24 protein-coding genes and 1 tRNA gene are annotated in these 23,095 nt (G+C 32.6%); 14 read left to right on the top strand and 11 right to left on the bottom strand.

Annotated elements, in window-relative coordinates; all coding sequences use genetic code 11:
- Positions 1–141: 141 nt before the first annotated feature.
- Both VRU49_RS11460 and VRU49_RS01695 read right to left on the bottom strand, forming a co-directional pair.
- Positions 142–441 carry a GIY-YIG nuclease family protein gene (locus tag VRU49_RS11460; protein ID WP_431311597.1) on the bottom strand — a complete coding sequence of 100 codons (300 nt, stop codon included), beginning with the start codon at positions 439–441 and terminating at the stop codon, positions 142–144.
- Between the two features lie 42 nt (positions 442–483).
- A tRNA-Asn gene (locus VRU49_RS01695) sits at positions 484–557 on the bottom strand.
- A gap of 261 nt (positions 558–818) precedes the next feature.
- On the opposite strand from VRU49_RS01695, the gene VRU49_RS01690 reads away from it, so the two are divergent.
- The 7 genes from VRU49_RS01690 (at position 819) to VRU49_RS01660 (ending at position 6,369) form a co-directional block, all read left to right on the top strand.
- Positions 819–1,739 (top strand): PfkB family carbohydrate kinase, encoded by a 921-nt coding sequence (locus tag VRU49_RS01690; RefSeq protein WP_330145038.1) that lies wholly within the window; start codon positions 819–821, stop codon positions 1,737–1,739.
- A gap of 129 nt (positions 1,740–1,868) precedes the next feature.
- Positions 1,869–2,243, top strand: coding sequence for a hypothetical protein (locus tag VRU49_RS01685; RefSeq protein ID WP_330145037.1), 375 nt, complete (start codon positions 1,869–1,871; stop codon positions 2,241–2,243).
- Positions 2,244–2,388: 145 nt separating this feature from the next.
- Positions 2,389–3,234, top strand: a complete 846-nt coding sequence (locus VRU49_RS01680) for an MbnP family protein (RefSeq protein ID WP_330145036.1) — start codon at positions 2,389–2,391, stop codon at positions 3,232–3,234.
- Between the two features lie 5 nt (positions 3,235–3,239).
- Positions 3,240–4,286, top strand: a complete 1,047-nt coding sequence (locus VRU49_RS01675) for a cytochrome-c peroxidase (protein WP_330145035.1) — start codon at positions 3,240–3,242, stop codon at positions 4,284–4,286.
- A 1-nt stretch (position 4,287) separates the two neighbouring features.
- Complete coding sequence (locus VRU49_RS01670) at positions 4,288–5,214, top strand: transporter (protein ID WP_330145034.1); 927 nt, start codon at positions 4,288–4,290, stop codon at positions 5,212–5,214.
- Positions 5,215–5,225: 11 nt separating this feature from the next.
- Positions 5,226–5,720, top strand: a complete 495-nt coding sequence (locus tag VRU49_RS01665; protein ID WP_330145033.1) for a hypothetical protein — start codon at positions 5,226–5,228, stop codon at positions 5,718–5,720.
- 4 nt (positions 5,721–5,724) lie between these two features.
- On the top strand, positions 5,725–6,369 hold the full coding sequence (locus VRU49_RS01660) for an SCO family protein (protein WP_330145032.1): 645 nt from the start codon (positions 5,725–5,727) through the stop codon (positions 6,367–6,369).
- A 115-nt stretch (positions 6,370–6,484) separates the two neighbouring features.
- Here the strand turns inward: VRU49_RS01660 and VRU49_RS01655 are convergent, their stop codons facing one another.
- The 4 genes from VRU49_RS01655 to VRU49_RS01640 form a co-directional block, all read right to left on the bottom strand.
- Entirely contained in the window at positions 6,485–6,868 is a 384-nt protein-coding gene (locus VRU49_RS01655; RefSeq protein WP_330145031.1) for a rhodanese-like domain-containing protein, read from the bottom strand.
- Between the two features lie 48 nt (positions 6,869–6,916).
- Positions 6,917–7,438, bottom strand: coding sequence for a helix-turn-helix domain-containing protein (locus VRU49_RS01650; protein ID WP_330145030.1), 522 nt, complete (start codon positions 7,436–7,438; stop codon positions 6,917–6,919).
- A 104-nt stretch (positions 7,439–7,542) separates the two neighbouring features.
- Positions 7,543–7,755 carry a heavy-metal-associated domain-containing protein gene (locus VRU49_RS01645; RefSeq protein ID WP_330145029.1) on the bottom strand — a complete coding sequence of 71 codons (213 nt, stop codon included), beginning with the start codon at positions 7,753–7,755 and terminating at the stop codon, positions 7,543–7,545.
- Positions 7,752–9,962: a heavy metal translocating P-type ATPase gene (locus VRU49_RS01640; RefSeq protein WP_330145028.1), complete on the bottom strand. Its 2,211-nt coding sequence runs from the start codon at positions 9,960–9,962 to the stop codon at positions 7,752–7,754. The genes VRU49_RS01645 and VRU49_RS01640 overlap by 4 nt, the downstream gene beginning before the upstream one ends.
- A gap of 184 nt (positions 9,963–10,146) precedes the next feature.
- On the opposite strand from VRU49_RS01640, the gene VRU49_RS01635 reads away from it, so the two are divergent.
- Entirely contained in the window at positions 10,147–12,066 is a 1,920-nt protein-coding gene (locus VRU49_RS01635) for a heavy metal translocating P-type ATPase (RefSeq protein WP_330145027.1), read from the top strand.
- 3 nt (positions 12,067–12,069) lie between these two features.
- Here the strand turns inward: VRU49_RS01635 and dinB are convergent, their stop codons facing one another.
- The gene (gene dinB / locus VRU49_RS01630) at positions 12,070–13,161 is read right to left on the bottom strand and encodes a DNA polymerase IV (RefSeq protein ID WP_330145026.1); all 1,092 of its coding nucleotides are present in this window, start codon (positions 13,159–13,161) and stop codon (positions 12,070–12,072) included.
- A gap of 112 nt (positions 13,162–13,273) precedes the next feature.
- Entirely contained in the window at positions 13,274–13,585 is a 312-nt protein-coding gene (locus VRU49_RS01625; RefSeq protein WP_330145025.1) for a DUF4286 family protein, read from the bottom strand.
- A 442-nt stretch (positions 13,586–14,027) separates the two neighbouring features.
- Here VRU49_RS01625 and VRU49_RS01620 point away from each other — a divergent pair, with 442 nt between their 5' ends.
- The 3 genes from VRU49_RS01620 to VRU49_RS01610 are packed head-to-tail and all read left to right on the top strand — an operon-like array spanning position 14,028 to position 18,277.
- Positions 14,028–15,917 (top strand): S9 family peptidase, encoded by a 1,890-nt coding sequence (locus tag VRU49_RS01620; RefSeq protein ID WP_330145024.1) that lies wholly within the window; start codon positions 14,028–14,030, stop codon positions 15,915–15,917.
- Between the two features lie 19 nt (positions 15,918–15,936).
- The gene (locus VRU49_RS01615) at positions 15,937–17,580 is read left to right on the top strand and encodes a sensor histidine kinase (protein ID WP_330145023.1); all 1,644 of its coding nucleotides are present in this window, start codon (positions 15,937–15,939) and stop codon (positions 17,578–17,580) included.
- Positions 17,581–17,590: 10 nt separating this feature from the next.
- Positions 17,591–18,277 (top strand): response regulator transcription factor, encoded by a 687-nt coding sequence (locus tag VRU49_RS01610; RefSeq protein ID WP_330145022.1) that lies wholly within the window; start codon positions 17,591–17,593, stop codon positions 18,275–18,277.
- 27 nt (positions 18,278–18,304) lie between these two features.
- Here VRU49_RS01610 and VRU49_RS01605 read toward each other — a convergent pair whose 3' ends face one another.
- On the bottom strand, positions 18,305–19,195 hold the full coding sequence (locus VRU49_RS01605) for a UbiA prenyltransferase family protein (protein ID WP_330145021.1): 891 nt from the start codon (positions 19,193–19,195) through the stop codon (positions 18,305–18,307).
- Between the two features lie 18 nt (positions 19,196–19,213).
- Positions 19,214–20,479 carry a metallophosphoesterase gene (locus VRU49_RS01600; RefSeq protein ID WP_330145020.1) on the bottom strand — a complete coding sequence of 422 codons (1,266 nt, stop codon included), beginning with the start codon at positions 20,477–20,479 and terminating at the stop codon, positions 19,214–19,216.
- Between the two features lie 127 nt (positions 20,480–20,606).
- Here VRU49_RS01600 and VRU49_RS01595 point away from each other — a divergent pair, with 127 nt between their 5' ends.
- The 3 genes from VRU49_RS01595 to VRU49_RS01585 all read left to right on the top strand — a co-directional run bounded on the left by VRU49_RS01595 (position 20,607) and on the right by VRU49_RS01585 (position 22,130).
- Positions 20,607–21,032 (top strand): YybH family protein, encoded by a 426-nt coding sequence (locus VRU49_RS01595; RefSeq protein WP_330145019.1) that lies wholly within the window; start codon positions 20,607–20,609, stop codon positions 21,030–21,032.
- Between the two features lie 75 nt (positions 21,033–21,107).
- Positions 21,108–21,467 (top strand): hypothetical protein, encoded by a 360-nt coding sequence (locus VRU49_RS01590; RefSeq protein WP_330145018.1) that lies wholly within the window; start codon positions 21,108–21,110, stop codon positions 21,465–21,467.
- 132 nt (positions 21,468–21,599) lie between these two features.
- Positions 21,600–22,130 (top strand): ferritin, encoded by a 531-nt coding sequence (locus VRU49_RS01585; protein ID WP_330145017.1) that lies wholly within the window; start codon positions 21,600–21,602, stop codon positions 22,128–22,130.
- A 58-nt stretch (positions 22,131–22,188) separates the two neighbouring features.
- Here VRU49_RS01585 and VRU49_RS01580 read toward each other — a convergent pair whose 3' ends face one another.
- Positions 22,189–23,070: a cupin-like domain-containing protein gene (locus VRU49_RS01580; protein WP_330145016.1), complete on the bottom strand. Its 882-nt coding sequence runs from the start codon at positions 23,068–23,070 to the stop codon at positions 22,189–22,191.
- Between the last annotated feature and the right edge of the window lie 25 nt (positions 23,071–23,095).

The following is a 23,095-nucleotide window of genomic DNA, read 5'->3' as shown; positions in this document are numbered from 1 at the left end:
ATAGAATTTATCGGATTTATCAGAATATATAATGTAGATATAAAAGAGCATAAAAAAAGTCATCGTTAAAAATTAAGGATGACTTTAAAATTGCTCCCGATCCCGAAGCATCGGGACGAACCAGCGATGGAGGTATTAAATTCAACAAAACTTAACTCTAACCAGTTTAGGAAATACCGTTGTTAATATTTCATGATCAATTATTTTTTTAATAAAAGTTTTACTTTTCTGCTTTTTAATAAAGTTTTCGATTGTGATGGCATCTGATTTTGAGTTTCCACAACAAAACAAAGCTTTTAATTTCCAAGGTCTATGTTTATGAGTATAGGATAGTTTAGCGCCAAAATTATGCTGAAAAACTCTTAAATGAATATTTGAAGTATATCCAATATAGAATTTATCGGATTTATTAGAATGTAAAATGTAGATATAAAAGAGCATAAAAAAAGTCATCGCTAAAAATTAGGGATGACTTTAAAATTGCTCCCGAAGCTGGGCTCGAACCAGCGACCCTCTGATTAACAGTCAGATGCTCTAACCAGCTGAGCTATTCGGGAGTATATTATTTATACTGGTTAATTGTTATCTTAAAAATTATTCCTAATATCCATTAGGAAAACCCGACCCTCTGATTAATCCCGAAGTTTCGGGACTCTAACCAGCTTAGCTATTCGGGAGTACTTATTCTGGTTATTACCCTCATCTTATTTAAAAACCACTTTCGAGTTCCTTGATTTGGGAATGCAATATTAGGGCTTTTAAATTATTTATGCAATATTTGTAGAGAAAAAATTTAAAAAAAATTTCAATTAATTCGCATGAGCCTGATAATCATAGGTACTGTAGCGTTTGATGCTATAGAGACACCGTTCGGAAAAACAGATAAAATAGTAGGTGGAGCGGCAACTTTCGCTAGTTTGGCTGCTTCTTACTTCTACGATAAGACAAAAATTGTTGCAGTTGTTGGCGACGATTTCCCAAAAAAGGATATTGAAAAACTTCAAGAGTTTGGAGTAGATACCGAAGGTCTTCAAATAAAAGTAGGTGAAAAATCATTTTTTTGGTCTGGAAAATATCATAACGACATGAATAGTCGTGATACTTTAATTACTGAATTAAATGTATTGGAGCAATTTGATCCTATTATCCCTGAGAGCTACCAGGACTGTGAATATTTAATGTTAGGCAATCTAACCCCACAAGTGCAATCAACGGTAATTAAACGCCTTAAAAATCGCCCAAAACTGATTGTGTTGGATACCATGAATTTTTGGATGGACATCATGATGGACGATTTGAAAGAAACTATTAGCATGGTAGATGTATTAACCATCAACGATTCTGAAGCTCGTCAACTTTCTGGAGAATATTCTTTAGTTAAAGCAGCAAAGAAAATCTTAGAAATGGGCCCGAAATACTTAATTATTAAAAAAGGTGAGCACGGTGCTTTATTATTTCATGAAGATAAAATTTTCTCGGCGCCAGCTTTACCATTAGCAGATGTGTTTGACCCAACCGGAGCGGGAGATACTTTTGCTGGTGGATTTATTGGTTATCTTGCGAAAGTTGGTACCATTAATTTTAACAATATGAAGAATGCTTTAATTTTTGGCTCTGCATTAGCTTCATTCTGTGTTGAGAAATTTGGAACTGAAAGATTGTTGGAATTAAATGAAGAAATGATTGAGGATAGAATACAACAATTTGTGAACTTAAGTTTGTTTGATATAAAATCATAAGGTAAATTAACTTCCAATCAGATATTATTAAGTCTGGTTGGAAGTAATATTTGATAGATTAGGTATAGAATATTTTCATTTAATATTATTTGTTTGTATTAACTGAGATTGATAATTATCTTTGCGCCAATGCTTAAAAGATACATTTCAATACTTCTTTTATTAGCGTTGTTAAGTGCTCACTTATCGCGATGCTTTGTGTATGCTGGGTTTGAGGTCAATAAATCCTATATCGTAGCTGAATTATGTGAAAACAAGGATAAGCCCGAATTAAACTGTAATGGAAAGTGTTTTTTAAAAAAGAAGCTGAAAGCTGCAGAAGAAAAAGAGCGTAAGCAGGAAATAGAAAACCAGCGCAATCGCTTTCAGGAAACTTTACCTCCCAAAGTAGAGTTGCCTGAGCCAATTAAAATAGCACACGCTAAAAAGAATTATCCTCAAAGTATTATAAAGCAGACCATTGATCGTTCTGCATCTATTTTCCAGCCACCACGCGGCGTTTAATTCATATAAAATTCTTATCGCCATTTTTTAAAATAAAATGGGAATGGCAACGCTTGCCCTGGGTTTCGGGCAATAAATAATCAATTTTTAAATGGATTGAGTTACGGCTGTATGGCCGTTTCTCAAGGAAAATAGTATACAAAATATGAAGAATAATTCTATAATAATAGGGTTGATGACCCTTTTATGCTCAATATTTACCTCATGTTCAAAAACCGACCCACAACCCGATTTTGCAAATGGAGAGCTAGCACCCTTCTCTATCGAGTTCGATAATATTGTTGGAGAAAGGACGTTTGCAATCACTAATACAGGTAGTCTTTATACCAATGCTGCGGGCGAAAAATTCAGCATCTCTAAACTTCAATATTTTATCAGTAATATTAAAGTAACCAAAGCCAATGGTAATAGCTATACCGTACCTCAAGATCAAAGCTATTTCTTAATCAATGGAGAAGATAAATCTACCCGATTTACTAAAATTGAAGTGCCGGAAGGCGATTATACCAAGGTAACTTTCACTTTAGGCGTAGATAGCTTACGCAGTACCATGGATTTAAGTAAACGTACAGGTGTGCTAGACCCGGCTACAGGTGGCGGACACGATAGTGGAGGTATGTACTGGGGTTGGAACTCAGGTTATATTTTCTTTAAACTAGAAGGTACTTCGCCCGTAATTTCAGACGACGTGAAAGGCGATCCTACTGGTAAAAAACAATTTAAATATCATATCGGCGGATTTGGCGGGTTTAGTGCTCCTACTATAAATAATATTAAAACCATAACTATCGATTTAAATGCAGGAGGAATAGCTAAAGTGAGAAAAGGCCGGCAAAGTAATGTTCATCTGTTTGTAGACATAATGAAAGTTTTTAATGGCAAAAATTCTTTTAGTATTGCAGCAAACCCTAATGTTATGTTTAGTGCCTTTAGCGTGAATGTTGCTAATAATTTACCTGAAATGTTCAGACATGATCATACAGAAAATTAGGCTTTATGAATAGAAAACATTTAACAGTCCTAGTTATTCTGGGACTGTTTATAATATCCTGTAAAAAGAGCGATTTTTTAATTGATCGGATAGAAACATTTATTGGATTTAAAAAGCCTGATAATTTCCCGGAGCCTGTTTACGATTTTACATTAAACAAAATTACCAATGCCGGATTTGATTTAGGTAAGTCGCTTTTTTATGAGGTTAGGTTATCTCGTAATAATACCATTTCATGCGGCTCTTGCCATATTCAGTCGTCTGCATTTACGCAGCATGGACACGATGTAAGCCATGGGATAGACGATAGGTTGGGTACGCGCAATTCCCCGCCCATCATGAATTTGGCATGGAGTAAAGCATTCAACTGGGATGGTGGTGTTCCACATCTTGATCTTCAGCCCATCGTGCCGATTACAACGCATGAAGAAATGGACGAAAACTTACCGAATGTTTTTGCAAAACTGCAGGCCATGCCTAAATATAGGTCTATGTTTAAAGCAGCATTTGGAACAGAGGAGATTACAACCTCTAATTTCATGAAGGCATTATCGCAGTTTATGCTTATGTGTGTAAGCAGTAACTCAAAGTACGATAAAGTTATGCGTAATGAGGAAAATACATCATTTACAGAAGAAGAATTGGAAGGCTATAACATTTTTAAAGGGAAATGCGCATCGTGCCATTCAGAACCTTTGTTTACAGATGGTTCTTTTCGCAATAATGGATTGGTACCCAATGCTGTAAACGACTTGGGACAATATACGGCAACTTTAAATGAAACAGATAAATATAAATTTAAAGTGCCATCATTACGTAACCTGCGGTATACGGCTCCTTTTATGCATGATGGAAGGTTTCTTACGCTAAACGGAGTATTAGAACATTACAATTCAGAAGTAAGTAATATGGTGAACCTGGATCCTTTATTAAATAAGGGTGCTAAACCTGGAATTACACTTTCTGAAAGAGAAAAAAGTCGCTTAACAGCATTTCTTTTTACGTTGAACGACGAGACATTTATCAATAACAAATTATTAGCAGAACAATAAAATGAAAAAGAAAATAATATTAATTGCCCTTTTAAGTAGCTGTACGTTTACCTTAGTTCGTGCATGCGATATTTGTGGGTGTGGCGTAGGAAGCTATTACTTGGGCTTGCTACCTGAGTTTAATAAGCGTTTTGCGGGGTTGCGATATCAGCATAAATCATTGGCTACACATTTAGGGCCAAATGGAGAACGTACGCCTATATCGGCTGATGAAACTTACCAGAGTACAGAACTATGGGGAGGCGTTAATTTTGGGAAAAAGTTTAGAGTCTTAGCATTTATCCCTTACAATTTTAATGAGAAGGTTGCCCAAACAGGAAATGGAAGTAAAAATGGATTGGGAGATATCGCCCTTATGGGCTATTACGGATTGGCAGATCATAGGACGAGCGTGGGGCAAAAGCTCTTGGTGCAATCTCTATGGGTGGGTGCAGGTGTAAAATTGCCCACAGGTAAGTATGAACCATCTGAGCGATTGGCTGTTTCAGAATCGCCTAACAATTTTCAATTAGGTACGGCGAGTACCGATTTCACATTAAATGCTACCTACGATATCCGGTTACAAGATTTAGGGCTAAATGTAAATCTTAATTACAAAATCAATACCGAAAATAAACACAATTATCGCTACGGTAAAAAATTCACGTCCAACATACTCTTATATCATAAATTCAGAATCGCAAAATTGTTAACCATTGCACCCAATATCGGGGTGCTTTATGAAACAGCAGAAAAAGATATGGAAAATAAGAAGTATGAAATAGAAACTTCAGGTGGATATTCTTTATCGGCCATAGCTGGAATGGAATTTTCATTTAAGCGAATATCAATGGGCACTAATTATCAAAATGTACATTCACAGGCCTTAGCTGGCAGACGAGCTTTAGCTGGTAATAGATGGATGATACATACTTCATTTGCATTTTAGAACAATTAATTATGAAAAAGTACAAAAATAATTACAACAAATTTTTCACCAGGATTTTAATATTGCTGTTTCTTATGAGTTCGGGCTGTAGCGAAACTCTAGACTATAAAATAGTACGAGCTGATGTGGTTAAGTTACACGACAAATTAATGGTTGACGGAGAAAAGGCAATTCATAATAAAATAGCACTGGATACATTTTTGGTTAGAGATTTACCCAAATTAAAAGATGTTGACACAGCAGCAGAAAGAATCAAAATTAATCAGTTAGTTCTTTTAATAGATGAAGCTGATGAAAGTATGATGGACTGGATGCAGAATTTCAAGGCTGATGTGGAAGGAATGAGCAATGAAAAAGCGGTAGAATACTTCAAATCAGAAAAACAAAAACTGGTAAAGATGGATAGCCTGTATAAAGTTGCGCTTGTTGGTTCAGAGGCATACCTTAAAAAGTATGGTGTTCAAGTTCAACTAGCAAATGACGGTCACGACCACAGTAAACATTAAAATTATGAAAGCCAATAAAAAAAACTTGGTACTTCTTTCAGTGTTTGTAGTCTTACTTTGGATAGCATGTAAGAGCGAAAGAAGTAAATTACCCATGATTCCTGATAGGATTGAAACCCGCATGGAAAATGGAAAAGAAGTAGCTGATACTATTTTTAAAACCATACCTGAGTTTAGTTATTACAATCAGGATAGTGTTTTAATAAACAATAGTATGTTTGATGGAAAGATTTATGTTGCCGATTTTTTCTTTACGAGCTGTCCAACAATTTGTCCAACCATGCACCGCAACATGATGAAGGTTTTTAAAAAGTATAAAGATAACCCTAATGTGATGTTTTTATCTCATACTATAGACTACAAGTACGATAAACCTTCACGTTTAAAAGCTTATAAATCTAAATTAGGCGCTGAAGGCGACCAATGGCAATTTGTATGGGGTCCGAAAACAGAAATTTACAGTACAGCGCAAAAAAATTATTTAGTAGCTGTTGCCGAAGATCAAAATGAGGCCGGAGGTTATGTACATCAGGGTTTTTTTATATTGGTAGATAAATACAGGCGTGTAAGAGGTGCGTATGATGGCGTTACCGATGAGCAGACAGATAAATTAATGAAGGATATGGATGTTTTATTAGAAGAAAGATAATATGAAAAAATAATAAATGCGAATTTTTTTTCTTAAAATAATTTAAGATTTATTTGATTTTAGCGTATTGATTTAAGTTATTAATATTTAAGTCGGTACGCTAAAATTAATTTTTTTATTCTATATTTAGTTTTCTTTTCTTCCATTTTGTAATTCCTCCTTTTAAAGAATAAACTTCTTTAAATCCTGAATTTTTAAGTTGCACTGCAGCTTCAGCACTTCTTTTTCCAGTTCTACAATATAAGTAAACAGGCTTTTCTTTGTTAAGATTTGAAATAAGTGATTTGAACTCATCCGATTTAAAGTCGTAGTTTATTGAATTTTTGATGTGCTCTTCATGGAATTCTTTTGGCGTTCTAACATCAACTATTTGTATGTTTTTCGATAGCTCCTTTGTTAATTTACGAATAGTTATTGTTTTAGGATTTGTGTCTTGAGCAAATATTATTGCGGGTGTACAAATCAATATAATTGCGAGTATAATATTCTTGAATTTCATTTTCTGTGTTTTAAAAGTGGTGTTTTGATAATAGATTTAAAATCACTTTTAAATCTCATCGAGTGATTTTCTTGTTTTGGCGTTTTTAGTTTTAAATGCAGTGGGTGTTAAATGAGTTACGCACTTAAATTGAGCTGATAAATGTGCGCTACTACTATAACCCAATTTCCAAGCAATTTCATTAATATTTAATTCATCGTCTTGTAGTAGTTCCTTTATCTTTTCTACTTTCTGTTGAATAATAAATTTTTCAAGTGTTATTCCTTCACGCTCAGAAAACAATCTGCTAATACTCGCATAATCCTTGGTTATTTTATCACTCAATAGCGTTGGTAAATTTGGAAATTCATAAACCTCATCTATATTTTGAATCGTTTCAATTATTGTGTTTTTTACTTGTTCAATAATTTTATCCTTTTCATTTACGATAAGTTCGAAGCCCAATTCATTTAAGCCTTGAGAGATTTTTAATAATTCTTCTTCTGAAGGAGATGGTGATACAGTTACATAACCTAACTCTAAATTAGAAACCTCTAAATTAGATGCTTCTAAGAATTGTTCCACTACCATTTTGCAGCGGTTACAAACCATATTTTTTATATGTAATTTCATCTCTATTACATATAAAAATACTAATTTTTGCAGATTCAAGCAAATTTAAAGGCTTTTCTTAACTATATTTCTTCACCAGAATATCCAGCTTGCTGTATTGCATTTAATATTTGAGGGGATTCTAATTGTTCATCGCCTTCCACTGAAAGCACCTTTTCAGGATTGTTTAAATCTACATTCCAATTTTTTAATCCTTCTACATTTTCTATAAAAGGGGTTAAAGCTTGGACACATCCAGAACATTTTAAATTGGTTTTAAATTTGTAAGTTATCATTTGAAATATTTTAATCTTAAACTATTGGTTACTACAGAAACAGAACTTAATGCCATAGCAGCACCGGCAATCATTGGATTTAATAAAAATCCATTAAATGGATATAGTACTCCGGCTGCTAACGGAATCCCTATAATATTATAAATAAATGCCCAAAAAAGGTTTTGTTTAATGATTTTTACGGTTTGATCAGATAGCCTAAATGCTTTTGGTACATTTCTTAAATCAGACGATACTAAAGTTATTTTAGCCACATCAATTGCAATATCAGAACCTTTACCCATGGCAATTGATACATCGGCCAATGCCAATGCTTCACTATCATTTATTCCATCGCCAATCATGGCCACCACTTTGCCTTCTTTTTGAAGTTTTTTAATAAAATCGCCTTTTTCACCCGGACTAACATCAGCAATATAACTTTTTATGCCTGTGAAATCTGCAACTGCTTTGGCAGTATATTTATTGTCTCCAGTTAACATATGAACCTCAATACCGTCATCTAAAAGCTCCTTTATAGCTTTTTTTGATCCATCTTTAATCTGGTCGGCAATTGCAATTATTCCAAGAACAGAAGTAGTATTTCCCAAAAATATTACGGTTTTTGCTTCTTCATTTAATCGGTTAAATTGCTTTTGTTGTTCGCTATCAAGCGGAATATTGTAAGCATCAAGTAATTTCGGACTTCCCACCCAATACTCTATTTCGTTATAATAACCTTTAACGCCGCGACCAATAATATTGGTAAACCCCTTAATCTGAGCAGGAGTTATTTCTTCAGTTATTAAATAATCTTTTACTGCAGCTCCTAAAGGATGCTCCGACGGCAGTTCTAGCGCTAAAAGTATTTCTTTGTTTAGCCTAGATTCTTGAATGAAAAAATCGGTAACCTGTGGTTTCCCTATCGTAATGGTACCTGTTTTATCTACAACAATTGCATTTACTTTATGTCCTAATTCTAAAGCTTCTGCATCTTTAATTAAGATGCCATTAGAGGCACCTTTCCCAATACCTACCATAATTGCTGTTGGTGTAGCTAGGCCTAAAGCACATGGACAAGCAATAATTAATACAGTTATCATTGTTAAAAGACCATGAGAAAAACCATTTTCACCTCCAAAAATTATCCAAACTAAAAAAGTAAGTATGGAGATTGAAATTACAATAGGCACAAAAATAGAGGCAATTTTATCGACTAATTTTTGGGCTGGAGCTTTAGATCCTTGTGCCTCCTGCACAACTTTTATAATTTTAGCTAAAAGCGTTTCTTTTCCTACTTTTTCTGCAATAAACTTGAAACTGCCATTTTGATTTATAGTACCTGCAAAAACTTTACTGTTTTCAGTTTTCAAAGCAGGAATTGGCTCCCCTGTTAACATACTTTCATCTACATAAGAGCTACCTTCATAAAGTGTACCATCTACAGGGATTTTTTCTCCCGATCTAACCAATAATGGCATCCCTTTTACAACCTTATCAATTTCTACTTCTACCACAGAACCATCTTTATTGATTAGCATGACCTTGTTGGGCTGTAGTCCAATTAATTTTTGAATAGCAGAAGAGGTGTTAGATTTGGCTTTTTCCTCCAAGTACTTACCTAACAAAATAAAAGCAATAATTACTGAGGCAGCCTCGTAATATACATGAGCATGGATACCTCTTTCGTGCCAGAATTCGGGGAAAAAGGTATTGAAAACACTAAAAATGAAGGCTATGCCAGTACTTAATGCTACTAACGTATCCATATTCATTTGTCCATATCTAGCATGTTTAAATGCGCTGATGTAGAATTTTCTTCCAAAGAGAAATAATAGAGGCGTGGTGAAAGCCAACATGTAATAGTTGGCATATGGCATATCCATAAAAAACATGCCGATTATAAAAACCGGAAATGCCAAAATACCGGCACCAATAACATTTTTCTTTAGTTCTTTTAATGATTTTTCGTTGTCGTAAATATTAACACTGGTTTCTAGATTTGATATATCTAAATCATATCCAATGTTTTGAACTGCAATTTTTAATTGTTGAACATCAGTAATATCTGGATTGAAGTTTATTTGCGCATTATGGTTAACATAATTTACAGAGGCTTCTATTACACCTTGTTGTGACTTTAAATGAGATTCCACATTTAAAGCACATGCCGCACAACTCATGCCTAAAACGTTGTAAGTTGAAATGTTGTTTTTTTCTTTAGACATTTTATAAAAGGTTTGTAATATCAAATTTACGGCGTTAATGGAGCTTTTGTTTTATATTATTCTGTATAAAATTTATAGAATTTTGTTCTATTGCATTATTAAGGTATATTTTTATGGTTGTAGAATTACATTATTGTAAATGAAGTAGTTGGTTTCGTAAATTTTGTTGTTTATAATTGTATTTATGTCTAATTCAAAAAATGATCATCATGATCATAACCATAATCATAGCAAGAATTTAATTAAGCCCAATTCCTTTTTAGAACATTGGGATTTACTTTTAGCATTAGCTATTTTAATCATAGAAATGGTGGTAGAGTATTCTATTGGGTACATTCTACCATATCCATTTAATTTATTGATAAATATTGTAGCTTATCTTTTAGCAGGAAGGGATGTTTTAAAATTGGCTTTTATTAAAGCCAAAAGGTTAGATATTTTTAATGAATTTTTCCTGATGAGCGTAGCTACATTGGGTGCTTTTTCTATTGGTTCCTATACAGAAGGAGTTGCGGTAATGGTGTTCTATTCTATTGGAGAATGGTTTCAAGACGCTGCGGTAAATAAAGCTAAACGGAGTATAAAATCTTTATTAGATATTCGGCCGGATGTGGTAACTGTAAAAATTGATGGTCAATTAAAAGATGTAAAACCAGAAAGTGTTAACGTAAATGATGTTATTGAAGTAAAACCAGGTGAAAAGGTAGCTTTAGATGGCGTTTTATTGGCAGAAAGAGCGGTATTTAATACAGCTGCATTAACTGGAGAAAGTAAGCCAGACCAAAAATATAAAGGTGAAGTAGTCTTGGCAGGAATGGTTAATTTAAATTCTTTAATTGAAGTAAGAGTTAGCAGACCTTATAAGGATAGTAAGTTGAGTAAAATTTTATCCTTAGTTCAGGATGCTACTGCACGCAAATCAAAGACCCAATTATTTATATCCAAGTTTGCTAAAGTATATACGCCAATTGTTTTTTTATTGGCCATTTTAGTGGTTTTTTTACCTTATTTATGGGTAGATAATTATGAATTTAATGATTGGTTTTATAGGGCACTAGTTTTTCTAGTGATTAGTTGTCCATGTGCCTTGGTTGTCTCAATTCCATTGGGTTATTTCGGAGGAATTGGTTTAGCTTCAAAAAATGGGATTTTATTTAAAGGTTCAAATTATTTAGATATTATGACCGCCGTAGATACGGTGGTGATGGATAAGACTGGTACACTTACAAAAGGTGTATTTAAAGTTCAAAAGGTGGAGGCCTTAAATGGATTTTCAGAAAACGATTTAATAAAATATGCGGTAGCCATTGAAAGTAAATCTACACACCCTATTGCAAAGGCGATTGAGCAATTTGGGGATTTAGAGATTATGAACGACTTAATTACTGAGGTTGAGGAAATTCCAGGTTATGGTTTAGTGGGTTTAGTAGATGGAAAAAAAGTTGTTGCAGGAAATAAAAAACTGCTCGAAAAATTTAAAATCAATATAAATGCGGAAATAGATGTTGTAGAGACTCTTGTTTTAATAGGGATAGATAATATTCTGGCTGGATATTTTATCATTGCAGATGAAATTAAAGAAGATGCCAAACAAGCTGTTTCAGACCTCCATTCTTTAGGTATTAAAACGGTAATGTTGAGTGGAGATAAACAAAGTGTTGTTGAAAAAGTTGGTGAATTGTTGGGAATAGGAGTCGCTATTGGCAATTTGTTGCCTGAGGACAAGGTAAATAAGGTATCAGAATTAAAATCTTCGGCAAAAAAGTTGGCGTTTGTTGGTGATGGTGTAAACGATGCTCCAGTGGTAGCAATGGCTGATGCAGGAATTGCGATGGGAGGTTTAGGGAGCGATGCAACAATTGAAACCGCTGATATAGTTATTCAAAATGATCAGCCTAGCAAAATAGTAGATGCAATAAAAATTGGCAAGATTACAAGATTTATTGTTTGGGAAAATATAGTGCTAGCTATGACAGTTAAAATTGCTGTACTTGTATTAGGCGCTGGTGGGATTGCATCATTATGGGAAGCTGTAATTGCGGATGTGGGTGTTGCGTTATTAGCAATTTTGAATGCGGTAAGGATTCAAAGAAAACAAATATAAAATTTACAGTTTTAGACGTAGTTGATCTTGAATTTCTTCTTTTGGCATAGCGTGCATAAAATTAGAAATTCCAATTCCTAAAAGTCTTATAGGTTTATTTATTTCAACGCTTTTAAGTAAATCGATCCCCGTAGCTGCAATTTGTTCGGTATTTAAAAAGCCATTTAAATTGGAAGTACTTCTGGTGATCTGTTTAAAATCTGAGAACTTAATTTTTAGAGTGATGGTTTTGCCTATATTTTGCTTTTTTGACAACCTATTGTAAACTGTTTCACTTAATAACTTTATCAGTGCATTTAGTTCATAGATGTCTTCGGTGTCAAACTTTAACGTGTCTTCTGCGCTAATAGATTTCATTTCTCTAAATGGCTGAACAGGTCTGTTATCAATTCCTCTTACTACTTTATAAAAGAATGAGCCTGTTTTTCCAAAATGATGTTTAAGTTGTTCTTCTGTAAGTTTTTTTATATCAGCACCTGTATATAATTGCATAGTTCGCATTTTCTGGGCCGTAACTTTTCCTACTCCAAAAAATTTTTCGACAGGTAAATCTTCTATGAATTTTTCAATTTTAGAAGGGCCAATAAAGGTTAATCCATCTGGTTTATTTATATCTGATGCAATTTTTGCAACAAATTTATTGATTGAAATTCCTGCGGAGGCGGTCAAATTAAGTTCGGTTTTTATAGCTTCCTTAATTTGTTTCGCAATTTCAATGGCAGAGCCAATATTTAATTTGTCTTCGGTAATATCTAGATAGGCCTCATCTAATGACAATGGTTCAACTAAATCAGTATAGCGGTAAAATATTTCTCTAATCTGTTTAGAAACAGCGGCGTAAACATCAAAACGAGGAGGAACAAAAATAGCAAAAGGGCATAATGAAAATGCTTTACTACAACTTATGGCAGATCGAATTCCATATTTACGGGCTTCATAATTTGCGGTGGCCACCACACCTCTGCTGTCTGGTCTGCCACCTACTACCAAGGGTTTACCTCTATATTCGGGAAAATCTCTTTCTTCTACCGAAGCATAGAACGCATCCATATCAATGTGGATTATTTTTCTAAAACTTGGCTTAGGAATATCCATTTTACACTTTATGAAATACTAGTATTTATTAAAAATAAAAAAAGAGAATGACGTTAAAGTTAATCATTCTCTTTTTTAAGGTAGTTGATGAAAATTCTAAAATTTAATCTTTTTAAAAATCATCAGTTACATATTCCATTAAGGTTCTAAAAGAAACTAATTGTTCTTTAAAAAGTGCTTTTACTTCTTCCCTTAGTTCAGTAGCATGTTTTTCTAAATATAATTCATAATCATCTTTAGATTTTGCGATAAATTGGGCAGAATAGGTAACGCCTTCATTTGGTGAATCTAGAACTTTTAGGAAATGATTTTTTACAAAAAGACCAGTATTCATCACATCAGGAATATGCTTAGAAAGCATCCATTCTTGCCACTCTTGGGCTATACTTTCATCAACTATGGTTGTAACATTGTATAATAACATAATGCAAATATACGTAGATAATTAATTTCAGTTATATTTTTAAATTCTAATCAAATTACAAAATGATTTATAGCTTTTTGTTTTTATAAGGGTGAAAAAATGAAGGTCTAATTTCTAAAACAAAATATGTAATATTTTGGTAGGATACTTATATTTGAAAAGGATTTTAGATAATAAAAATAGAGCCATAAGTAGTTGTTGCCTTAATAAGGTTTAGAGTTGGAATAGTGGCGATTAATGGTAAAAACGTATAAAAAATCAATTTCTTAGCCAGTTTAAATTTAAAATTTATTCAATTTTAAATTCTATAATAGCATCTTAATTGTTACTTTAATAATGCGATAATTTTAAGGATTGTTGCTTAACTTTTGCTTTGCAAATTAAAAATAAGATAAATGGGCAGGTCATTTACCTAAAGGTGGACTGTCTGGAGATATAAAATATGAAGTTGGGGAAATTACTTACAATAATTACGAGTGTTCTGTTGTTATTTTCAGCATGCAACAGACAAGATAAAGTGCGGGAGATTCCTGTAAATGATTTTTTCAAAACTCAGGAAAAAACAGCATATAGAATTTCTCCAAATGGTAGTTTTATATCCTATTTACAACAAAAGGATGGCGAGTCTGTTCTAATGGTTGAGTCAGTAATTGATGGAAATCCAAAGGAAATAATTAAATCTACCGGCAAGAACATTAGTTTCTATGCATGGGTAAGTGATGATGAGTTAATTTATTATAAAGAAGTAAACACAGGTGTTCGTAAATCTGATTTGTTTATTATTTCTAAGGACGGAAAAAACGAACGTCAATTAACGTATAATGAAGAGCGCAGGATGCAAGTTTTGGATGAGCAATTAATTGATGGTAAATTTTTATTAATTGCTTCAAATAAAAGGGATTCGGCAGTTATTGATGTGTATAGGTTAAATGTTAGAGATGGGAAATTTGAGATGGCTGCTAAAAACCCAGGAAATATTACTCGCTGGATAACAGATAGAGCAGGTAAATTAAGATTAGCAATATCTTCTGATGGAGTAAATGAAACCTTCTTATATAGATTAAACGAGCAAGAAGCTTTTAGACCTGTTTTGTCTAACAGTAATGCTACTTATGTAAGGCCAGTAGCTTTTTCAGAAAATTACCCAAATATTATTTATGCTATTTCTAACTCTGGAAGGGATAAAAACGCCTTAGTAGAAATCGATTGTAATACAGGGAAAGAAACGAAAGTTTTATTTGAAAATGATTCATTAAACGTAGTTGATGCACAATATTCGAGATCTCGTAAAAAAATGGTTTTTGTTGTTTATGAAACCTGGAAAAAACAGAAACATTATTTAGATACCGGTGTTAAGGCGCTTTACGACAAGTTGGATGAGTTGTTACCTAATACTGAAACTAGAATTTCTGACCGAGATAAAAATGATAATGTTTTAATTGTAAGGACTTTCACTGATAGGAATCCCGGTTCATATTATTTGTTTTTTGTAAATGAAGGAAGAATTAGAAAGTTAGGAGATTTTAATCCTTCAATTAATGAACAAGAAATGAGTAAAATGGAGCCTATTAAATTTAAATCACGTGATGGTTTAGATATAGAAGGTTATTTAACATTGCCTTTGTACAAATCTCCAACAAATTTACCATTAGTGGTTATTCCTAATTCAGGTCCAGGTGTAAGAAACAGTTGGGGTTATAATGCAGAGGTACAGTTTTTAGCAAATAGAGGATTTGCGGTGTTGCAAATCAATGCTAGAGGTTCCGCAGGTTATGGAAAGAATTTTTATGTAGCAGGCTTTAAACAATTGGGATTAAAAATAAATGATGACTATGAGGATGGTGTTAAATGGCTAGCCGGAAAAGGTATAATTGATCCAAAAAAAGTAGCAATTTACGGTTCTGGCTTTGGTGGGTTTATTGCTTTGAGCAGTGTTTACAGAAATCCTGGTACTTATGCAGTGGCAGCATCTAATGCTGGAATATTAAACATGTTTGGCTATTTAAAATCTTTTCCAGCTTATTATAACGCCAATTTACATGCTAGGTATGAAATTTATGGCGATCCAAGGCTGGATAATGAATATTTGAACAAGGTTTCGCCAATTTTTAATGTAGATAAAATTAAAACTCCAATTTTTATTAATGTAAATGTGAAAGACACTAGGTTAAGTCCGGCAGAAGGTATCCAGTTTATTAAGCAATTACAAAAACAAAATACAAAGGTTACTTATATTGAAAATCAAGATCAGCCTTTCTCTCCTAGAAGAGACGAAAATCGACAAAGACTATATACTCAGCTCGAAGAATTTCTTTCTGCCAATTTGAAATAAAAATGATTGATATAAAGAAATGAAAAAGGAGCAAAATTTCGGTTTCCGTAAGAATTTTTCATTGATAGTAATATTCATCGCTTTAATATCTACTTTCTTTGTTTTATCCTTGTTTGTTGCTTTTAATTACAGTAAGAAGGTAGTTGAGAATGAATATGTATCCGAGAAAATCAATGTCTTGGAGCATTCTATGGCACCTTACAATGATTTTTTTCAAAATAAATTAACCGAAATTTCTTTTTATAATGGGTACTTAGATTCTTTAAATGCATCAAAGTATATTGATTCGGTGTTATTGAGTTATCCTTTTGTTGAGAAGGTAACTTTTTATGATGCCGAAGTTAAAAACAGTCCAATTGCAGACGGTTTAACTTTTGGGAATTTTAGCCTCGGCCCTAAAGCTTCGTACGACTATTCTAAGCTTAATGTTAAAACTTCTGTAACAGTATCTAAAAATATTGGAGATGAGTTTAGAGAGCTTGCACTTAAAGTAACCAATTATTTAAGTCATTTAGATACTGCAAAAGTGCCTAGTCAGGACGAATTGTTTACCGTGTTCACTAGCGTTCGATCGAATAAAATCACTTATTTAAACATTCCCCAATTCGACGATCTAAAAGCATACAAACAGTTGTTGAGGAAGGTAGAAATGCCACCTGTTGTTTTTCAACAAGATATGTTATCATTTGATTTAAATCCCGATAACATTAAAATTTTGAATATCCGTCCGAAACTATATCAAAATATAGAGATTAGACCTATTACTTATGACCCTTTAAGTAAAAAATTAGACAATATATCTACCGAAGTAACCTTGCCAGGTCCATTTTCAGATTATAAGTTATATTTTACTTCTTCTAAGACATTTATTAATTATGCCATATTAAGAGAATTTATGCCGCTTTCTTTAATATTGCTTTTAATTTATGGAGTATTATTGTTGGTTGCTTATTTAATTTTCAGGAATTTAAACATTAACCAAAAAATGTATAAGCTACAATATGATTTTGTGAATAACTTAACTCATGAGTTTAAAACACCAGTGAGCGTTATAAAAATCGCAGGAAACAATATTAAAAGTAGCCCGAGTATATCAGCCCAAGAGCAAAAATTTTATGGTAGAATATTGGATGAAGAAGCTGATAAATTAAATGGATTGATGAATAAACTTCTATCATTTACACAGATAGAAAATAGGGTAATTACATTAAATGAAGAAGAAGTTAATATTAGGGAGTTTATAGAAAGTACAATTGAGTCTCATAAATTAAAACATCCTGATTTTGATTTTACTTATGAACTTATAGGTAAAGAAACCATAATAACAGACCCAGTTTTATTGGGTAGTTTATTCGATAATTTAGCGGAAAATGCCTATAAATATTCATCACCTGATAAAAAGAAATTGAAAATTTCGGCTAAGTTGAGTAAGAATAAAGCTGAATTTAAATTTACTGATAGCGGAATTGGTATTCCATCCTCAGAAATAAATAATATCTTTAAAAAGTTTTATAGAATACAAAATCAATATAATCAAAACGGTAGCGTTGGATTAGGATTAGCCTTCTGTAAGGAGTTGGTTGATTTTATGAAGGGCGAAATAAGTGTTAAAAGTAAAGTTGGAGAAGGTAGCGAGTTTTTAATCGTATTGCCTTTTAATTAAATAGAATATCATGTCTAAGGAAATTAAAATACTTATTGTAGAAGACGACGAAAATCTACGTTTCTTGGTTGCGCATAGATTGCAATCTGAAAATTATCAAATTTTGGAAACTGGTGATGGTGAAACAGCTGAAAAACTTATTATGTCGGAGAAGCCAGATATAGTATTGTTAGATTGGATGCTTCCTGGCAAACAAGGATCTGAAATTTGTGAAAAAGTACGATCATTAGGTTTTGATAAATTGATTATCATGATGACGGCTAAGGCCCAAGACGTAGATAAAATTGATGCTTATAATTTTGGTGCTTCTGATTACGTGACCAAACCTTTCAATATGGATGTTTTGGTAGCGATGTTGGAAAGTAAAGTTAAATTTTTGCAGAATGCAGATAAACCAGAAGTTCATAAGTTTGGAGAAATGGAGCATCATCCAAATATTCATACTTTATTTTCTAAAGGGAAAAAAATAGAATTGACCATATTGGAAAATAGAATTTTGCTGTATTTCTTGCGTAATCCTGGAAAGGTAATTAATAGAGACGAATTGATGTTGGTAGTTTGGGGTTATAACTCTGATGTAAATACCAGAACACTTGATATGCATATTGTTCGTTTAAGAAAGAAAATTGAAGTGAATCCAGATAATCCTCAACTTTTACAAACGGTAAGAGGGGTAGGTTATAAATTTAATATCTAAGAAATAGAGCCCTGTTAGTCAGGGCTTTTATATTGCAGTGGTTAGTTTTAATAACAGAAACTGTAAAATCATAATGCCATCTAAAAAAAGGAAATAATAATATTCGTTTCTTTTAAAATTGGATTTAAAAATTAACCAAGCAGCGGTTAATATGGTGAGGGTTAAAGCCAAAATATTTAAGTCCCAAGTATTATTAAAAAGTAATAATAGAATTAAATAAAGCAGAAGAAAGGAGAAACAAATCCAATTCGATTTTTTAATTCCAATTAAAACTGGTAAAGTTTTAAGTTCAAAAAGCTTATCCTGAAAAAAGTCTCTAATGTCAAAAGGGATGGTTATTGCAGCAATAAATAGGAATCTTTTTGCGGCTAATAAGAATAAATCGTGGATCGGTACATTTATAATATGTTGTTGTTCTGCTTCAATAATTGGAAAAACCACAGTACTTACAGACCAGATTAAACTAATTAGAAACAACTTTACGCCGGGTAAATTTCTCAATCCAATTGGTTTCCCGTTTAACATAAAGAGCGGAAGAGCATAAGCAAAAGCTAAAATTCCAGTAACTGAAATTAATATTAATCCATATAGGCTTATGAAAAAAAAGCCAAGTGGAATTAAGCCTAAAATAGCGACCATGGTGATGGTTACCATTAGTCTATAATGACTATATATCCATCTTACTCTTTTGTATGAAGATTTGGAAGGTTCCTTTGGTTTGGTTATCAACATACTAAAATTGTAGATAACCAATGTGCCTAAAAATAAAATTCCTAAGACATTGTAACTAGCTTCTAATTTGAGTAAGTGATAAGTAACTAAACCTTGAGCAACTGCACAAATAGCAATAAAGATATTGCTAAATAGCAGAAAGTCTAATACGTCTATAAAGTACTTCTTTATCTCTTTAAAAACCATATTAATTGAAACACTGCATTATGCAGAAGTCAATTCAAATATAGTAATCTCTGGAAGTATACCAACTCTACCTGGATAACCAAGGAAACCATAGCCAACATTTACATATAATTGTTGACTATTTTCTTTGTATAATCCAGACCATTCTTTATAAATAAATTGAACTGGGCTCCACTGGAAATACTCTGTTTTTACGCCAAATTGCATCCCATGGGTATGCCCACTAAACATAGCATCTATTGTAGGATATTTATCTAATACTTCGCCTCTCCAATGTGAAGGATCGTGAGATAGTAATAATTTAACAGGTAATTCCTCTGTTCCAGCAATAGCTTCTTCCATCTTTCCAAATTTTGGAAACCTCCCCATGCCCCAATTTTCGATGCCTAAAATTCCAATTTTTTCGTTGTTAATGGTGATGGCTTTATGCTCATTCATTAATAAATTCCACCCCATTGTTTTATGGGTAGAAATAATATCTGATAAATTTTTTGCTTTAGCCGCTGAAGGTTGTTTCCCAAAATGATATTCTCCGTAATCGTGATTTCCAAGTACAGAATATACGCCTAAAGGTGCCTTTACTTTAGAGAATATATCTTGATAATCTCGCATTTCTTTTGCCAAATTATTAACTAAATCGCCCGTAAAGAATACCATGTCAGGTTTTTCTGCTAATAGTAAATCCACCCCACCTAAAACAGCTTTTTGATTATAAAAACTTCCGGAGTGGATGTCCGAAATTTGTGCGATTTTCATTCCCTCAAATGACTTTGGGAGATTGGGTAAAACAAGTTTAGTTCTGTTTATCCTATAATCGTATGCACTGCTTATTATGCCCCAACTAAGCGAAGAAAGTGGAACGGCAGCAGCAACTAATCCGGCTCTAACTAAGAATGCCGATCTGCTGATGGGTTCGCCATTTGGTTGATTTTTAAGTGGTTCAGATTCTGCTAAAACCTTATTTTGCTTTGCATATCGCCATAATTTTATCCCGCCTCTTCTTAAATCGTCTACAATTAAAAATGGAAGCATAAAAATTTTGGCAACAACGGTTAAAAAGAAGGCCACTAAAATTATTGCTCTTAACGTTAAAAATAGGGGTAAAAAGATGGATGCGAATACGGCAATAATTAGTAGAATAGTGTAGGACCAGTATATAATTGTGAAAATTCGTTTTTTTCTCTCCGTCCATTTTCTAAATAAACCAATTAAGGCTTTGTAACAGTATAAGTCGAATGCCAATAGAAATATACTGGCAGTAATTAAAATATAAATTCTTCCCATTAAATGTATTGTAATCGTTTTTTAGATAGATGTATTTTTAAAACGAAGACTCTAAGTTATAGTATTCAGATAAAATTTCATTAAGCAAATTGTCATATTAGTTATAATTATATTCGTAAATTACAACATGAAAAAGATATTAATGCTGCTTTTGATGGTAGTTTGTGTTAATGTTAACGCGCAAACCCCTAATGACCGTGAAGCTATATTAAGTGTTCTAGAAACGCAGCGTAAAGCTTGGAATATGGGCGATATTGAAGGATATATGCAAGGCTATTGGAATAATGATAGTTTAGTTTTTGTAGGGGCAAATGGTCCAACTTATGGTTTCAATAAAACTTTAGAGAATTATAAAAAATCTTATCCAACTAATGCCAAAATGGGGCAACTTTCATTTGATATAAAAAAGGTAGAATTTTTGAGTAAAAATATAGCTTTTGTAATGGGCGGATGGAATTTAAAGCGCGCTGTCGATGCACCAAAAGGACATTTCACTTTGATCTTTAAGAAGTTTAAAAATCAATGGAAGATAATTTCTGATCATAGTAGTTAGGATGCATTTCTTTTTTTAAAATTTGTTTAATTTTATTTGGATTACTTCTAAATAATAAGCAGATTTGTATAAAATATGAATACGTCTAACTGTTTTACCTCTGATTTAATTGAAGTTTTTGCAACTAAGCATGGTATTGTCTATCAATCTGATAGAGAACGCGCATTATTTGTGGACTTTGGAGGTAAAATAGCAAAATATAATTTCTCGTGTTTAAATCGTCTTAGAAAAGCGATTAATTCGAAAGACATAGAAAGTATGATCATCGATATTTCTAGACCAAATTTTGAATTAATAACTGTTTCTTCTTGTGATCATTGTTATTTGCTTTCTGCATTAGATATTTTAAGTTTTAAAGAATTACTTGACGGAACTTTTGTGATGTTCGATTTAAATAACATACTTAAAGATAGATTAAGTAGAGTAGAGGTTTAGATTTCCCCAATTATTTCCATTAAATGAATATTAAATCATTAAAATCTAATGATTTAGATTAATTATAGATTGCATATTTAATGAACATATCCGTGTCTTTGTTGTTACCTTTGTAATATAAATACAAAGATTATGAAAGACTTAATGCGAAGTAAATCATTGATTTCTGAAGATATAGAATCACAATTAAATCAACAAATAAAAAAAGAAGCTCATTCTGCTTCACTGTATTTAGCGATGGCTTCTTGGTGTGATCAAAATGGTTTTGATAACTCAGCTGATTATTTTTTCAAACAATCAGAAGAAGAACGTCAACATCAATTAAAAATATTTAAATATGTTTTGGATATGGGCGGAAATGCAATTTCTCCAGAAGTAACCAATATTCAAACAGATTTTCATTCTTTTAGAGAAGTATTCGAAGAAGCTTTGGAGCAAGAAATTGCTATTACACAATCATTTAAGAATATTGCGGCTAAATGTTTAAAGGAGCAAGATTTTGTTACTATGGAGTTCTTAAACTGGTTCTTAAAAGAACAAAGAGAAGAAGAGTATAAAGCAAGAAGAGCAGTAGAGTTATTTGATGTAATTGGTGAAGAAGGAATCGGAAGATGGGAAATAGATAAACATGTTACAGAAATCACTTACGATAGTGAAAACTAAAATAAGTAAAGCATAAAAAAAGCGATTGAAATTTCAATCGCTTTTTTTATGCCAATAATTATCGAGGTAAATTGGCTGCTAATGCTTTGTTTGCTTTTTTAATAGCCAAATTTTCCTTCCATTTCATATAACGTTCTCTGAAATTCGCTTTCATAAAATCATCATATTTTCTTTGAATGGTAAGGTTATAAAGGCTATTAGCTTTAACCGCCCAGCTCTTATCCCAAGCTCTTAAACTAATAGAGAATGAGCCATCTAAATATTTCATCCAATGCCAATAACCGGTTGGCATAAATAAAGTATCGCCATGCTCTAAATAGGCTTCAATACCTTTTACACCTTTTAAGGCAGGGAATTTATCGAAATCAGGATTTTCAACATCATAATCTTCTAATGCATAAGTTGCATTTGGAATTTTATAAAGTCTGTCTTTCCATTTATACTCAAATAATATCACATGTTTTCTGCCATTAAAATGTGTATGGAAAATATGTGCTAAATCTATATCATAATGAAGAAAAGTTACCGAGCCTTTGCCTCCAAAGAACATATTTGGAAAACTATCTAAAAATCCACCCATCAACTCCTTAGGAGCTATGTAATCATCTAATAATTTTGGAGCAAATTTTATTGGATCAAATAAAAATATCCTTAAATCAGTAGGTGTTTCTTTTATCAGATCAATATAATCAGTGAATTTCATCTCAGCGGCCGAAGCATTAATTGGTTTCGATGGGTCGGCTTTAGAACTATCGTAAAGAGGAACTATTTTCTCTCCTACAACTTCCTTCATATAATCCATAGTCCATTTTTTATAGGCTGGCCATTGGCGTGCCATATTTTTTATGACTAAAGGTTTTCTAGGTATTAAATAGTTCTTCTCGAAATCTTCTTTAGAGATGTCGTCTACAACATCAATCGGTGATAAATCGAATTTCATGTTAATTTTTTATTAATTAATTGCA

It is taken from the genome of Pedobacter flavus (assembly GCF_036324285.1).
Classification (GTDB): Bacteria; Bacteroidota; Bacteroidia; order Sphingobacteriales; family Sphingobacteriaceae; genus Pedobacter; species Pedobacter flavus.
Note: the sequence above shows the minus strand (reverse complement) of the source record. Positions and strands in the feature narration are given on the sequence as shown.